Origin of the sequence: Chryseobacterium sp. KLBC 52 (genome assembly GCF_003347605.1) — a bacterium.
Lineage (GTDB): Bacteria > Bacteroidota > Bacteroidia > Flavobacteriales > Weeksellaceae > Chryseobacterium.
Genome location: NZ_QDFZ01000025.1, coordinates 769 through 14809, shown reverse-complemented (window position 1 = coordinate 14809; position 14041 = coordinate 769). Strand labels below are relative to the sequence as shown.

Sequence of the window (14041 nt, the reverse complement as noted above, 5' to 3'; positions counted from 1 at the left end):
TTATGATATTAATGTTCTTCTGATTTATTAGAAATGGTACTGCTCATCAGATCGTCTGCTTTTTTGTCCAGACCAGAGCTAAGCGGTAGGAAGAATTTCAGCGGATGTTTCGTAAAGTATCTGAAAATCTCTTTATAGATCTCACTTACCTGTCCGAAATTCATTTTTCTTGACCTGAATGCCAGGAACATCGACAAACTGAAACTTACCAGGAAGTTGAAGAAACCAATCAGGAATACCGTTACAAAAGACATCCAGAATGTATAGGAATCTACAGAGAAATCTTTTCCATATAATCCTAAAGCAAAGTTTCCGGCTGCAAAGGTAATGTGTCTGATATCCAGATCCAGTCCGAAAAACATTCCGACCGGAGCCGTTGCTCCAAGGAAAACCCCAAACCAGAAATTGGAAATGATTCCCGGCCAGTTTTTTGCATAATATTTTGAAAGTCCTTTTGCGAATTTCTTTCCAAAAAAACTTCTGATGGAAAGGTTTTTGGTAATTCTTTCAGGAATCTGATAAAACACAGAATTGTTTCCGATATTTCCCGAAATAATTCCGGAAATAAAAAGGTAGAATCCGGCAATACTGGCATGCAGAATAGCTTTGGATTTAAAAGGATCAAGGTCTTTCAGCAGTTTATCTGAACGCTCTACAGCAAGGTTTTGGGAGAAAAACACATCCAATCCGTAAATAATAGCGAGAGCTATCGGAAAGGCAAGCAATACATTTCCTACAAAGGCAATGAACTGGCTTCTGAACAACTTGGATACCAAATGGGCAAACTCCGTATTATTTCTTTGGGCATTTCCTTCTTCTGATAATACTTTTGTCATCGTGGCAGCAGTCATAGCCGGCTGTTTTGTGGCAAGTGTAAAACCCATCAGATAAATCATCACAAATCCCATCGCATAATTCATTGAATACAGAAAGGCATGTGAAAAATCACTTCCCGGGATGTATCCATAGAGCATTTTAAGAACACAAAGGGCTCCTACAATAATACCACCACCACTCGCTTTGTAGAACATGGTCATATATTCTTTTCGGGTAGAAGTAATATAATGGGTTCCGGTTTCTGCCGTGTGATTGGTAATAAGGTGTGAGATCAACCTCGTACTGTCATTGATAAGATCTGAGATATTATTTTTGTGAGATTTATAATTCAGAATATTAAAAATCAACTGCTTGGATTTTATCTGAACATCTTCATCTGTATCAATAACCAATAACTGGGCAATTTCATATATTCTTTCAGTCTGCTGACGGATTTTTAACAGGGATTGATTAATCTTCCCGGAAATACCATATTTAGCGGAATTTTTAAAAGCAATATTCACAAACTCCTGGCATTGTTCTGCGTAGATTTTGATCTGCTTATATCGGCTGTCTTTTGAATGCAGCTGTAATTCCGGATCTTTAACCAGATCATCAGCCAATGTTTCCAGCTCATTCTGAAGGGCAAGAAACGGATTGTCCAAATTTCTGTATTGAGGGGCCATTCTAACTACTTCCACTTCCATCGCCATTCCCGTTACCCTCCAGGAAAGGATGTTCATAGAGAAAATAAGTTCCTTTTTAACATTAGGACGGATAATAAAATCCGAAGCTCCCAACATATTCAAAAATTCATTGATCTCATTTTCAGGAAGGTTATGCAGATATTTCAAATCCTTTTTCGGCCTCATACTGACGTTATCGATCATGTACCATACCGTATTCTCATTTTCAACGGGCGGCAGAACCTTGTTCAGTATTCTTTTTTTAAGCTCCGGGAAGAAGGCATTTTCTGAAAGAATATTCGCTTCCGTCAGGGAAAGGTTGAAAGGTCTTCCTCTAAAAATATTGTGAATATAATATTTAAAGTTTTCAGCAAAATTAGGATTGCTTCTGAAAAAATTGAGCACATCTGTAAAGTCGGCCTCTTTTATCGTCTCTAAAAACTCTGCAAAAGGTTCTAAAGAATGCGTTTCGTTCTTAAAAGAAAAGTATTTTTTAAGAACTGACTCAAAATTTGTGCTGGAATTAAAGAATTTCATTAGTACAAAGATACTATTTCAAACTCACATTCCTCATCTGTCTCATAATCCAATTATGTTTCTTTCTCAGATAAGGAGATGGATTTTTAGGATCATACTTTTTTGGATTAGGTAATACAGCGGCAATCCAGGCTGCATCGGAGACACTTAAATCTTTGGATGATTTACCAAAATAATATTGTGCAGCTGCTTCTACGCCAAATACACCTTGTCCCATTTCTATGGAATTCAGGTATCTTTCAAGGATAATATCTTTAGTCCATACTTTTTCAATAATGAAAGTATACACTGCTTCCAGTCCTTTTCTCACCCAGCTTCTGCCCTGCCAAAGAAACACATTCTTCGCTGTTTGCTGGGAAATGGTACTTCCTCCTCTTATTTTTTTGCCTTTCTCATTATACTTCATAGCTTTTTCGATGGCTGTATAATCGAAGCCGTCATGATCAAAAAATTTCTGATCTTCAGAAGCAATTACGGCTTTTTTCACATTACTTCCCATTTCGTCATAGGAAATATAATCCCTATGCAGTTTTCCATATTCAAAAAGTCCTCCTATCTGCGTAAGAGTAATGGGTGGATTAAAGAATCTACCCCAGATGATAAAAACGACATTCAAAACAAGAATGATGAAGATAAGCTGTTTAATTTTTTTCCACATAACTTGATAAAAAGGAAAGGCAAAAATAAGCAAATAGTATGAGTTACTGCAATTCTTTCATGTAAGTAAGCTGATAATCGGGTAAAAGTTCAGGATGAAAGATTTTTATATAATCTTTAAGGATTAAATCAGCTCTCACCACACCGCTTTCAAAGAAATCATTCGCTTTCAGTTTTTCCTTTCCGGCAATGGTATAGATTTTTCCTTTATTGAATACATCCAGCTTTCCATAGAAAGGATTCATGCCCAGCATTTCTTTTTTCGAAGTATGGCTTCCTGCATTTACCCAGTACTGTACTCCTCCTGCTTTGGCGTATACTTCCTCAAAGCTCATTGTTAAAGCTTTTTCATCTTTATTATCCTTCATGATATAATTGGCGTTGGCATCCAAAATATAATGAGCCACAGAAGTATTTCCCCCTGGAAGATACCAGACGTCTCCATACATTTCATTAGCAAGTACCACAGGTTTTCCTTTTGCTTTTGATGCAAGCTGTTTCAGATCACTGTAATTTTTCTCCACTTCCTGATATTTAGCTTCAGCTTCTTTTTCTTTTCCTAAAAACTCTCCGAAAAGTTTGATATAAGCCGTTTTTTCCAAAGGTTTCTGTTCCATGTATTCATCCAGAAATATTACCTGAATGCCATTATTCTTTAAAAGCTCATAAGTATTGTCAAAACTGGCAATATGATTGGTAAAAATAGCATCCGGCTTCATAGAGATGATCTTTTCCACATCATATTTCTGTTCGCTTCCTACATTCTGGATCTTTCCTTCTTTGATCAGATTCTGAATTTTATCTGAAAAAATATATTCCGGACTGGAAACTCCTATGATTACATTTTCTGCCCCAAGCTCTGAAATATACCCTGCCATACTAGCATTCAGCAGGATTATTTTCTTGAAAGGAGTTTGATTCTGCTTAAAATTATAAGTGAAATTCCCCGATTTCAACTCCAGGTTTCCGTCCTGTTCCTTGTATTGGGTACGATTTGAGATATTTGTCCAATCTGAGGACGAAATTTTTGATTCTCTTTTACAGGCAATTAGCGAAAATACCGTAAATAAAAGTAAAATTTTCTTTTTCATGTTTCAAAGAACGGAAAAAAGTGGTATATTTGCAACCGTTAAACAACAAGATAACAAACGGCCTCGTGGCGCAACTGAATAGCGCATCTGATTACGGCTCAGAAGGTTACAGGTTTGAATCCTGTCGAGGTCACCAAAAGGCGCCAACTAAAGAAAGTTGGCGCCTTTTTTTTCACTTTAGTTTTCTTATAACTTATGCATTTAGAGCCTAATGTAATGATAAGCAATACTCGTTTCTTTCTATTTTTGAATTGATTATTTGATTCAACTGTTAGAAAAAGACAGAAAATTGTATCTGCCTTTCTTCTATGTGTCTAAGATTTTTTTCATAATCCATCTTAAAAACAGAATTTTAAGATTTCCCAATAATTTTTGCCTTTTCTTTCATAATCCCAAAGTAAGAGTTGGTAAAAGCCGATAGACTTTTATAACCAATCATAAAAGCGATCTGACTTAAAGTGTATTGTCCTGTATTAATAAGTTCAATACTTTTTAAAATACGAATCAGCTGGACATATTTTTGGATAGTAATACCTGTTTCCCACTTAAATATACGCTGAAGGCTTCTTACAGACATTAAGGATATATCAGCTAAATCATCTATACTTACCTGATCTGTATAATTCTTATTAATATAATTACATACAGGCAGTAATCTTGGATCAGCGGGAATCGGGATCTGTAAACCTACTTTCTCTGTACAGAAATGAGGAAGGCTATTCAATAAAGCTGTCAGGAAATATCCCTGCTCTTCATCTTCTTCCAATAATTTATTCCATTTTGAAGCATATTGCAACATTTCTCTCAAAACCGGAGGCGCTGCAAAAACATGCACTTTATTATAAAAATCATTATCAAAAACGGTTTTGAATAAGATAACCATGAGATTAACTGTACTGGCTTCCGACTGGGTATGATGTTTTTTGCCTGTAGGAATCCAAATTAAGTGATTTTGTGGAACCAGATAGATTTTATTTTCAATGTGAAAATACTGATACCCTTCTTCAACATAAGTCAGCTGATATCTTTGATGAGCATGATCATAGTCATCATGTGTCCAGTCTTTCTCATACCACACATAAGCATCGATAGTAATTTCATCATCAAACTCCCCTTTTCTTTTTTCTAATAACCCACATTTCATTTTGGCGTTTTATATAATAATTCTGGCAAATTTAATAAAAATACCAATTGTAAATTTGTATCATACAATAGATGCACGTCTTATCTTTCTATAATGAGATAAATTTATAGTACACATTTACTGTTTCATTCAGCAGAAAAAAAAGAATTTCTCAAAGGTAGAGTCACAGTAAACATATTCATTATCTGGAAACCCATCTGTTGAAATTCAGGCTATCTTTGAGATAGATTAATAGTAAAAATAACATTCAATAAATAAAAATAATATTATGAAAAAAGTTTTTGTTGCGGGAGCCACCGGATGGGCGGGTTCTGAAATTAGCAGAGCAATAGTAAATAATGACGAAATGATATTAACAGGTGGACTTTCTTTATCTCAAGACGGAAAAAATCTGTCAGAAATTCTGTCATTAAAATCGGATAAAAATATACCATTGTTTCAATCTATCGAAGATGCAATAGAAAATGTAGAGTTTGATATTCTTGTAGATTTTACCAAACCGGAGATAGCGAAGCATAATATCCACACTGCTTTACAAAAAGGCAAAAAAGTCATCATTGGAACTTCAGGACTAACTGATAAAGATTATGAAGAAATCGAACGTATAGCCAATGAAAATAATACTTCTGTTCTTGCTGCCGGGAACTTTGCGCTAACTGTTGTTTTATTGCAAAAGTTTGCTGAAATGGCAGCACAATATATCCCCCATTATGAGATCATTGACTATGCGGATGCTAACAAAATTGATGCACCAAGCGGAACAGTGGCAGAATTGGCTTATCGTCTTTCTAAAGTTCAAAAGCCTGAACTATCTGTAGCAATAGATGATACCATCGGAAATAAAGAAACAAGAGGTGCAACAATAAACGGCATACAGGTTCATGCTGTTCGCCTGCCCGGCCACACGCTCGCCGTTGAAACGATCTTTGGACTCAAAGGAGAAAAATTAATACTAAGACATGATTCCGGAGAAAGTGCGGAGCCCTATGTAAAAGGAGTATTACTTGCCATCAAAAATATTGATACTTTCAAAGGTTTACGAAGAGGATTAGACTCAATAATGGCATTTTAACAATATGTCAATGTCTAGTATTTCGGGTGTTTAAAATTATATTGTAAAAAGCTTGTTTAATTGGATTCAAAGGAACTAAATCATCGAGAAAAGTGTTTGAGTATACGCTCGTCCTGGTTACAAACAACAAAATGGCACCACTTTAAGATCAGTGGCGCCATTTTTTTATTCTTGGTTCCCATTAACCGGATATTTAGGGACTAATAACTGACTACAGCTCTGTACAAAGGAGCAGAGATTGAATCATAACCCATCTTTATGATAAAATATCTACTGATTATACAGCCTGAGGATCTCTACCAATTCGGGTATGGATCGTATTTTCAGCTTCTCAAACAACCTGATTTTGTATGTACTGATCGTTGATGAATGAAGATTCAGCTGATTAGAAATTTCTTTGAGGGGAAGACCTTCTGCAAGCTTATTGGCAATTTGCAATTCACGGTCTGACAGCGCTTCAAAGGGAGAACTTTTGGGTGTACCATGTAATGATTCTAAAAAAATCGCTTCTTTTATATTCTCACTTACATATCGGCCCTTACTGAGCATTGCCGTTAAAGCAGTCTCAATTACTTCAGTAGAGCTTAGCTTGCTTAGATAGCCGCCAGCACCCATTTTCAGATAACGCATTCCATACAACTCTTCATCCTGTGAAGAAAATATGAGCACTTTTAATGCAGGTTGATGAATTTTTATGTAATCTATTGCTTCCTGAACTGTACCATTAGGCATGTTAACGTCCATAATGGCCAGATCAAATTCTTCTTTCAGTATTAATTTGTACAGCGATTTATAATCCTCTACTTCTGAAATTATGGCATCAGGTCTGAGGCGTTTAATCGTCTGTATCAAACCCATCCGGACGATACCATGATCGTCTGCTACAACAATGCGAATGTTTACTTTTAAACCCATCATTCTATAAATTTACGTAAAAAAAGGGAAACTGTCGTACCTTTATTTTCAGTGGAAATGATTTGGATGTTTCCCTTAAGCAAGGATATAAAATTTTTTACAATTTTCAAACTTAATCCCACTCCTTTCTCGCCTACAGTTCCCAGAAATATGGGATTACCATAAGTGTAGATCTCAGGTAAATACTTTTCATTGATTCCCGTTCCGGAATCAATTATAGAAAGTACCACCTGGTCACCTTCTGTAATTTCCTGTAAATAAATATCTTGCCCCGGAAAGGAATATTTTACCGCATTGTTGAAAATTTTGTCTAAAACATATTCAAGCAACAGGCGATCACTTGTAAGAAATACATTTTCATCTCCTTTGAAATGAAAATTGATATTTTTTTCTTTTAACTGAGCAGCATATTTTTCTTCCAAATAGTGAAATAGATCCATCACCATGATTTTCTCAGGTTTAATCTTAAATTCCCCGTATTGTGTTTTTAGCCACGTACTACTGTCCTGAATAGTTTGAAGATTCTTCTGGGCATCCCGTTTTATCTGTGGTAACAACTTAAAAAAATCTTCCTCACTTAAAGTCTTTTGCTCAAGTTCTTCTGTAATCCACAGAAAGGTTCCCAACAATTCTTTTGAGTCATGAGACAATATTGAGATCAATCCGTTCTTGAAATTGATTTCGTTTTCCAGTCTTTCGATTTTTAATTGGAGTTCGTTGATAAAATCATTCATAAATTAAGTATCACGGTTTTAGAAGCTGTTTGATTTTTTTGAAAGAAGGGAGAAAGGGTTATATTGTTTAAATACAACTAAAAACATATCGTTCAGACCTTTCTTCCAGAAGGTAGCAAGTTAAAAAAAATATCATATTAGTTTAAAAAAAAACAAATGGGATTTACCTGAAATAATACAGGTTCTGTTTTATCTCACAAAAACGGCTGTGTCAGACTTCAGGGAATTTTTGTCTCTGGCAGACTGTTTACAGGTATTATCGAAAATATAGAAAGGGTGAAATATAGAACTGTATCAATAGATTACTCATCACAAACAGCTGAATAATGCAAGATAAAAATGGCAGCGTGAAGTGGCAATCATTGATAGCCATACTACCAAAATACATCTACAGGCACTGAAAATATAAGGGATTGATGAAGGAAAAATCATCAAAGGAAGAAAATGTACCGATAGAGATACTTCAGAATTTTTTTTGGACAGTTTTGTGTTTTTCCGCCAATTGCATGGGGAAACCTCAGCCATAAAATGCTGTCACAACATATACTCAAAAAACGAATGTCTGGAAGGTATACACTCTATTATATGATTATATGATTATATGCCGATGCAGGAATTTTTCATCAGCATATAAAAGTAAAATTGGTCATCTTCGCAGCCAATCACCCTATTTTTTTGGATGCAGTTACTTTATCAATATTGTGTTTCTCCGGCCATTGAATATTGTCCATGAGGAGGAGTCATTTCAGAAAGTATGGCTAAATGGCCGTAAAGCTATAATAAACATTGACAGAGTAAGTGGTATTTTCCTGCCCTACCAAACTTTGGGCACCCGCAGGAGATATAGTGTATCTTACGTTCAGTGCACGGTCCAGAACCGGTGTTCCGTTAAAGAGTATTTTTTGAGGAGTTTTGGATAAGGGAACATTGACAGAGCTCCCATCCATACCAATTTGTAAAATATTTGAATTGATGCTGGTCTGCAGACCGCCTTTCTTAAAATAATTTTCGTCCGACTTTACATAGAGCTCAAAATTTTCGTTATTGGATAACGTGATTTGGTTCGGAATCATTTGTGACTGACCATCGGTGTAGTGGGCAGCGGTATTAAAATTGAAGTTGACGTTGCGTCCGGAACTGGGAATGGTGATCTCCGACAAAGGAAGCACCTTCAACTGAACAGCCGTATTTTGCAAGCTGTTAATGGAGTTATCTGTACTGCTGGCATTGAAGTTCAATTCAAATGTATAGGTTCCGGCTTCAAAAAAAAAGTTTTTAAAATCTTCCGCAGACACATAAAGCTGAGGAATAAAGCTGTTTCTGTTTCCTGCTGCAACACTGAAATTAGCAGGAGAAAAATTCTGAAAATCAGAAGATAAGGCTTTGGTCGTGAGTGAAGATCCGTTACTGCCCAATTTAATGCTTGCTATATTTCTGGTTCCCGGAACACCTTTAGATGAGGTAAACTGAACATTTGTGGCAGCTTTCGCCCAAAAATTAAAATCAACCGTATTGGCTATTTCTGTACTTCCCAAATCCCACACCCGCGTGCTTGTACTGCGGTAGTCGTTCAAAGACGATATTTCTATGTATTTTGTTAAAGAGTTTGCCACCCATTTTATAGCCGAAGGAATAACTAAAACTGTTTTAAAATTACGTGGTGTGAAGTCATTATAGTTCTGAGTTATATCCATGGAGTAATTTCCTGCCCGGAAGGCATTGGCACTAAATTGAGAGGCAGGAATTTTAAATATAAAATTGATATTTCCCCGGTTGAATCCTCCACCGAGACTGATGGATGGCGGTTCAAACCATTTTACAGCACTTGTACTGAACGACTGAAAACCTGGAAGATAACCTGAAAATCCGGTAGACGGCATCTGCCCGCCCATACTTTCCAACTGCCACAGAAGCGCGGAACCGGGTAAAGTAAGTGAGGAAGAAGAGTGCGTAAAATTGGGCCCGGAAACAGAGGTAAATGTAGGAGCTGTTGGGAGCAATCCCAAAAAGGCATAATCCCAGTTGGTTCTGTTGGCGTTCGTCATTACCCTTGTAGGTACTGAAGTAAATTCGCTCCTGTTAAAAATATTACTTTCAGGAACGGACAGATACACATCCTGAGCTTTCGTAGCTGCAGAACCGCACAACACGGTAAAAACTCCTATTAGAAAAGGCCTCATCTTTTTCATACTTTTAAATTTAAAACTTTTTCACCTTAATGGTAGTGTCTTTCTTCTTGTATTCAAAAACCACAATTTTTGAATACCCTTCTTTTGTCACCTGAATAGTTTGGGTAGGTTGCACATAGCTGTATTTGTCATTTTCAATATAAAGGGTGTATTTTCCATCTTTCAGGAAAAATTCAAATTCATTTTTTTGATTAACCACAGCAGTATAGATCATACCCTCTTCACTTTTTGCATACACTACAATTCCTGTTACATCCGTTTCCAAAACATCGTATGCTTGCCTGATCTCTGTCAATTTCCCACTTACCCTGATATTTTTTACCAAGCCTACTTTACGGTTAATATTGGCATGAACCATGATGACAGGATCCATCATCAACCGGGCACCTGCACTTTCGTTCATTTTCAGTGTATAAGTCCCTTCAGGCACATTCTGAAAAACTACTTTTCCATTCTTATCTGTTATCGCTACATAATTGTCCAGCTTTACAATTTCATTAGCAAGTACCGATTCGCCGGATTCCAGAAGTCCATTAAAATTTTTATCTTCAAAGAACTGGAAAGCCACTTTATAATTTCCGAGCGCTGTTGCCGTGGTAAAATATTTTTTAATTCCTGCTCTGAACTGGTAATAACTTCCACTGGTTGCATATTCAGCTGTTGATTTATAACCGGAAAGATTAAAATACCCTGTGGTAGACCAGGAAGGTGAAATCTTATATTCCAGATTACCGGTGATATTGCTGTTTAAATTTTTATAAAGTTCCGAATAGAAAGTCCCCGCTGAAAAAGATCCGGTCAGATTATGATTAAACATCTGAAAATTATAGGAGGCATACACATTATAGTTGGCAAATTTACGGTTTACATCATAATAAGAATTTAAATCAAAGACACTGATGGCATTCCATTGGGCTGTTCCGTTGAGGGAGAATGACTTATATCTGTAAGATAAAGTTGTTTTCAAACTGTTGAACCAGTCTGGTTGATCATTCTCTTTTGAATAAGAATATTCAGCCGTCAGGTTCAATCCGTGGGCACCTAATGTGGTACTGATGTTGGCTTCCAAACGGTAAGAAAAAAGTTCCTGTGATGTATAAAAATTTGCTGTTTTTTGTTTTTCAACTTTTGGAGAAAGTAGGAAATTCCACTTCTTTAAAGAAAACTGATATCCTAGTCCCAAAGCTTCTGTACTGTTGAAATAATAACGCAAATTAGAGGTATTCCCAGGTTGGATGGGTTCACTCTGGAAACTCAGGAACTCGGGTTCTACCTGTGAATTCTGGTATTGTATAAAAGCACGCTGAGCACCAGAAAATTGGCGGCCGATGCGCTGATTTGAGAAAAAAGATCCCCGTTTGATCCCTGCATAACTTTTGGTGGCAAAGGAATTGAAAGATTGTATATCCCATTTGCCTATTTTTCCTTCATAATTGGCTCCCATTGAAGCTCCTGTGTTTTCGTCTTTATTCGAAAGGCCTTTTTCGTTGCTCAGACCCAACTCCGTGCGGATGATGTGTTTTTCGTTAATTAACAATGATGTTACAGCGTTCGCTACCTGAGTATCTACGTTAAATCGCGGATCATGATCAAATATATAGGATACTTTTCCATTGAAAGATTTAGCATTTCCAAAAGCATATTTTCCACCTGCCATGGTAGACCCTTCTGTTTGCTGGAAATAGGTACCGTACAGATTATAATTATTTTCCAGTGCAAGAACTTCAACCTGATTATTGTTACCAAATCTGGTAGAAATTTTCCCACCTCTTCCGAAAACCGGGTAATCGTAATCACTGCTGTTAACATTTCCCAAGCGCAATACCGTATTTTTTCTTTCCAGCTCCAGCCAGGTATCATACACGTTATAAAGGCCGTCTTCAAAATAGTAATCTGCACCGATATTGAAGCGTGATTTTAAATTCTCAGTCACCCGGAATGCTGTGTTTCCCCTCAATTGAAGAAAATTGAAACCTGAACTGTTTTCATTATAGCTCATTTCCGCAAAATTACTTCCACTCACCGCTTCGTTTCCACGGGCAATTTGTCTGTTGTGCGATAAAATGACTAAATAGAGCGTATTGCTTCCCACAATTTTATTATCAAGCAGATCTGTGACGATTGCATTAATATTAAATTCCGGATAAAGTGTATTCTGTTTTCGAACGGCAATTTTAATTTCAAGCGTTTGTTTTTCTAAACCTTCCAGAGATACGGTTTGTTGTTTTGGCAAAATTTCCAGACCATCAGGAATTGACTGCAAATCAATCTTAACGGTTCGTTTACTGTACCCCTGGTTTTCTACAGTCAGCAGGATTGAAGATTGAGGCAAAGCCGGGTTAATGAAATTTTCGTAGGTGGCCGTATAAATTGCGATGTTTTTGTTTTCGCCCTTAGCAACGACGAACGAGGTGCTTTCAGTTCTGGTGACCGTTGGAGTGGCATACGAAACCTGGAATTGGATCTTATTGGATCTCAGTTTCATAAAATCCAGGTTGGCGATCAGTTTCACAGGAAGATTTTTAGACTGACCCGCGCCTAAGGTAAAGTCATTTTTGGGATAGAAAAGCAATCCCGGATAGTTTTCCTGAGGGATGATATTCTGAATTATTATCTCTTCAGAACTTTTATTCTCAATGACAAGGAAATTAGTAAAAGTAGAACCCTTCTCAACAGTTACACTGTCATTTTCAAAATGGATTTGTATATCCTTCTTTTCCTGTGCAAAGGCCCACGAAAAATGCAGAAGAACAAATACGAAAAATAAGATTGTTCTTCTTAGTACTGAGATTGATATTCCATTTTGTGGTTTCAAAGCTTAATTTTAAAATTTAAAGTTTTTTTCTCCTACACGTAAATCATTGGATTCTGCCATTTTGACGATAACCACGCCAAGGAAGTTCCCTGAAATGTTCTCTGGTAATGAAAACTGAACAACCTGATTGGTATCCGGAAGCATGGAGATGGAAATTGGAGGTAATTTTATTTCTTTACCACTGTCTGTATTGGTGAGTTCAAACTCAACGGTGGCATCATTGATGGTGTTTCCATCATTATGAATGCTTACAGCAACCTTTCTATTTGCCGCATTCTCATTTTTCACTTCTGAAATATTGGTGATATCCAGACTTTTCACATGGTTTCCCGGTGGAGTGTAAAAGATATGAAGTCCCACCTCAAATAAGGTGATAATACCAATACCATTCTGAACACGTGCCTTATCTGCCTGCTGAGGAAGCTGGGTGAAAAACAACATACTGTTCGTCACGGCAGACTGTGATGCGTTTGCCGGAATCTGCATGGTTACCACAATTTCCTTTGTACTTTTGGCAGGAACTGTTACGGCGTTTTCTAAGGTGGATACCCAGGAGGCATTGGAAGTTTTTGAACTGCCTGCTTCAAGATAAACCTTATTTCCGTCTTCCTCTCTAACCCAATCTTTATAGTTGAGGTTAAAAACATAATCCTTATCCGAGCTGTTTTGAAGCGTGACTGTTTTTGTTACTTTTTCTCCTGGATTACCTGTGAAAAACAAGCGTGTAGGCGACATAGAGATGCTTTGTGCCAGAAGTGAAGAAGATCCTGTAAGGATAAAGAAAATGAAAAGGTGAATAAACTTGTGCATGGTGTAAATAGTTTAATAATAAAGATTCTCAAAACTACTGAAAACGTAGCAAAATAAGCCTTTACAAACTAAAAATTTTATTATAAAGCAGTCGCGGTATAAGTTACTGTTTGTGTATAAGTTCCGGCTGGCTTCCCTAAAATATCAGAAGATGAAGATTTTGCAGCTGGAATAGTGTAGTCCAGGTTTAGGGTTAATGCGCTTCCCAGCGGGGCATTGGTAACTAAATTCTGATCTGTTGCAGATAAAACTACAGTATTTTTTGTTCCTCCCATTGATCCGGCAGCTGTAGCTGCTTTGATCGTCAAAACATTCACAGGAATTAAGTTCGTTCCATTCATAAAATTAGCACCTCCTGCTTTTACTTTAACATTAAAGTTCTTTGTAGAAGTAACTTTCAAAGAGTTCGCTTTGGTAATGGTCTGATCAGAGTTGTAGTCAGCTGCAGTAACATAGTTGAAGTCAACCGTATTACCTATAGCAGTACTTCCTGCGTCGATAGAGATTACGTCATTCAGGGTAATGTTTACGGTTGTAGTTGCAGTTGTATTTTGAGCTTGAACATTGCTAGTTCC

General features: G+C 36.8%; 11 protein-coding genes and 1 tRNA gene. 2 read left to right on the top strand and 10 right to left on the bottom strand.

From position 1 onward, the window contains the following. Nucleotides 1-8 precede the first annotated feature (8 nt). The 3 genes from DDF69_RS20705 to DDF69_RS20695 are packed head-to-tail and all read right to left on the bottom strand — an operon-like array spanning nt 9 to nt 3787. Entirely contained in the window at nt 9-2039 is a 2031-nt protein-coding gene (locus tag DDF69_RS20705) for a recombinase (protein WP_114822451.1), read from the bottom strand. Between the two features lie 13 nt (nt 2040-2052). After that, a complete protein-coding gene (gene mtgA / locus DDF69_RS20700; RefSeq protein WP_114822450.1) occupies nt 2053-2697 on the bottom strand; it encodes a monofunctional biosynthetic peptidoglycan transglycosylase in 645 nt (214 codons plus the stop codon). Between the two features lie 43 nt (nt 2698-2740). Next, nucleotides 2741-3787 (bottom strand): ABC transporter substrate-binding protein, encoded by a 1047-nt coding sequence (locus tag DDF69_RS20695; protein WP_228412068.1) that lies wholly within the window; start codon nt 3785-3787, stop codon nt 2741-2743. A gap of 59 nt (nt 3788-3846) precedes the next feature. Here DDF69_RS20695 and DDF69_RS20690 point away from each other — a divergent pair. Next, a tRNA-Arg gene (locus DDF69_RS20690) sits at nt 3847-3923 on the top strand. 216 nt (nt 3924-4139) lie between these two features. Here the strand turns inward: DDF69_RS20690 and DDF69_RS20685 are convergent. Beyond that, nucleotides 4140-4931, bottom strand: coding sequence for an AraC family transcriptional regulator (locus DDF69_RS20685; protein WP_114822449.1), 792 nt, complete (start codon nt 4929-4931; stop codon nt 4140-4142). Between the two features lie 268 nt (nt 4932-5199). Here DDF69_RS20685 and dapB point away from each other — a divergent pair, with 268 nt between their 5' ends. Beyond that, nucleotides 5200-6003: a 4-hydroxy-tetrahydrodipicolinate reductase gene (dapB, locus tag DDF69_RS20680; RefSeq protein ID WP_114822448.1), complete on the top strand. Its 804-nt coding sequence runs from the start codon at nt 5200-5202 to the stop codon at nt 6001-6003. 270 nt (nt 6004-6273) lie between these two features. Here dapB and DDF69_RS20675 read toward each other — a convergent pair whose 3' ends face one another. The 6 genes from DDF69_RS20675 to DDF69_RS20650 all read right to left on the bottom strand — a co-directional run. Further along, a complete protein-coding gene (locus DDF69_RS20675; protein WP_228412067.1) occupies nt 6274-6921 on the bottom strand; it encodes a response regulator transcription factor in 648 nt (215 codons plus the stop codon). Next, a complete protein-coding gene (locus DDF69_RS20670) occupies nt 6918-7652 on the bottom strand; it encodes a sensor histidine kinase (protein ID WP_114822446.1) in 735 nt (244 codons plus the stop codon). The genes DDF69_RS20675 and DDF69_RS20670 overlap by 4 nt, the downstream gene beginning before the upstream one ends. Before the next feature lie 758 nt (nt 7653-8410). Further along, complete coding sequence (locus DDF69_RS20665; protein WP_114822445.1) at nt 8411-9841, bottom strand: hypothetical protein; 1431 nt, start codon at nt 9839-9841, stop codon at nt 8411-8413. A gap of 10 nt (nt 9842-9851) precedes the next feature. Then, nucleotides 9852-12656, bottom strand: a complete 2805-nt coding sequence (locus tag DDF69_RS20660) for a hypothetical protein (RefSeq protein ID WP_228412066.1) — start codon at nt 12654-12656, stop codon at nt 9852-9854. Nucleotides 12657-12665: 9 nt separating this feature from the next. After that, entirely contained in the window at nt 12666-13466 is an 801-nt protein-coding gene (locus DDF69_RS20655; RefSeq protein WP_228412065.1) for an Fn3-like domain-containing protein, read from the bottom strand. A gap of 80 nt (nt 13467-13546) precedes the next feature. Next, nucleotides 13547-14041, bottom strand: a 495-nt coding sequence (locus DDF69_RS20650; protein ID WP_114822488.1) for a peptidoglycan-binding protein LysM, incomplete at its 5' end; no start/stop codon positions are given.

Coding starts and splice junctions, on each gene's coding strand:
- DDF69_RS20705 (WP_114822451.1), bottom strand. CDS start 2,039: ATGAAATTCTTTAATTCCAGCACAAATTTTGAGTCAGTTCTTAAAAAA.
- mtgA (WP_114822450.1), bottom strand. CDS start 2,697: ATGTGGAAAAAAATTAAACAGCTTATCTTCATCATTCTTGTTTTGAAT.
- DDF69_RS20695 (WP_228412068.1), bottom strand. CDS start 3,787: ATGAAAAAGAAAATTTTACTTTTATTTACGGTATTTTCGCTAATTGCC.
- DDF69_RS20685 (WP_114822449.1), bottom strand. CDS start 4,931: ATGAAATGTGGGTTATTAGAAAAAAGAAAAGGGGAGTTTGATGATGAA.
- dapB (WP_114822448.1), top strand. CDS start 5,200: ATGAAAAAAGTTTTTGTTGCGGGAGCCACCGGATGGGCGGGTTCTGAA.
- DDF69_RS20675 (WP_228412067.1), bottom strand. CDS start 6,921: ATGATGGGTTTAAAAGTAAACATTCGCATTGTTGTAGCAGACGATCAT.
- DDF69_RS20670 (WP_114822446.1), bottom strand. CDS start 7,652: ATGAATGATTTTATCAACGAACTCCAATTAAAAATCGAAAGACTGGAA.
- DDF69_RS20665 (WP_114822445.1), bottom strand. CDS start 9,841: ATGAAAAAGATGAGGCCTTTTCTAATAGGAGTTTTTACCGTGTTGTGC.
- DDF69_RS20655 (WP_228412065.1), bottom strand. CDS start 13,466: ATGCACAAGTTTATTCACCTTTTCATTTTCTTTATCCTTACAGGATCT.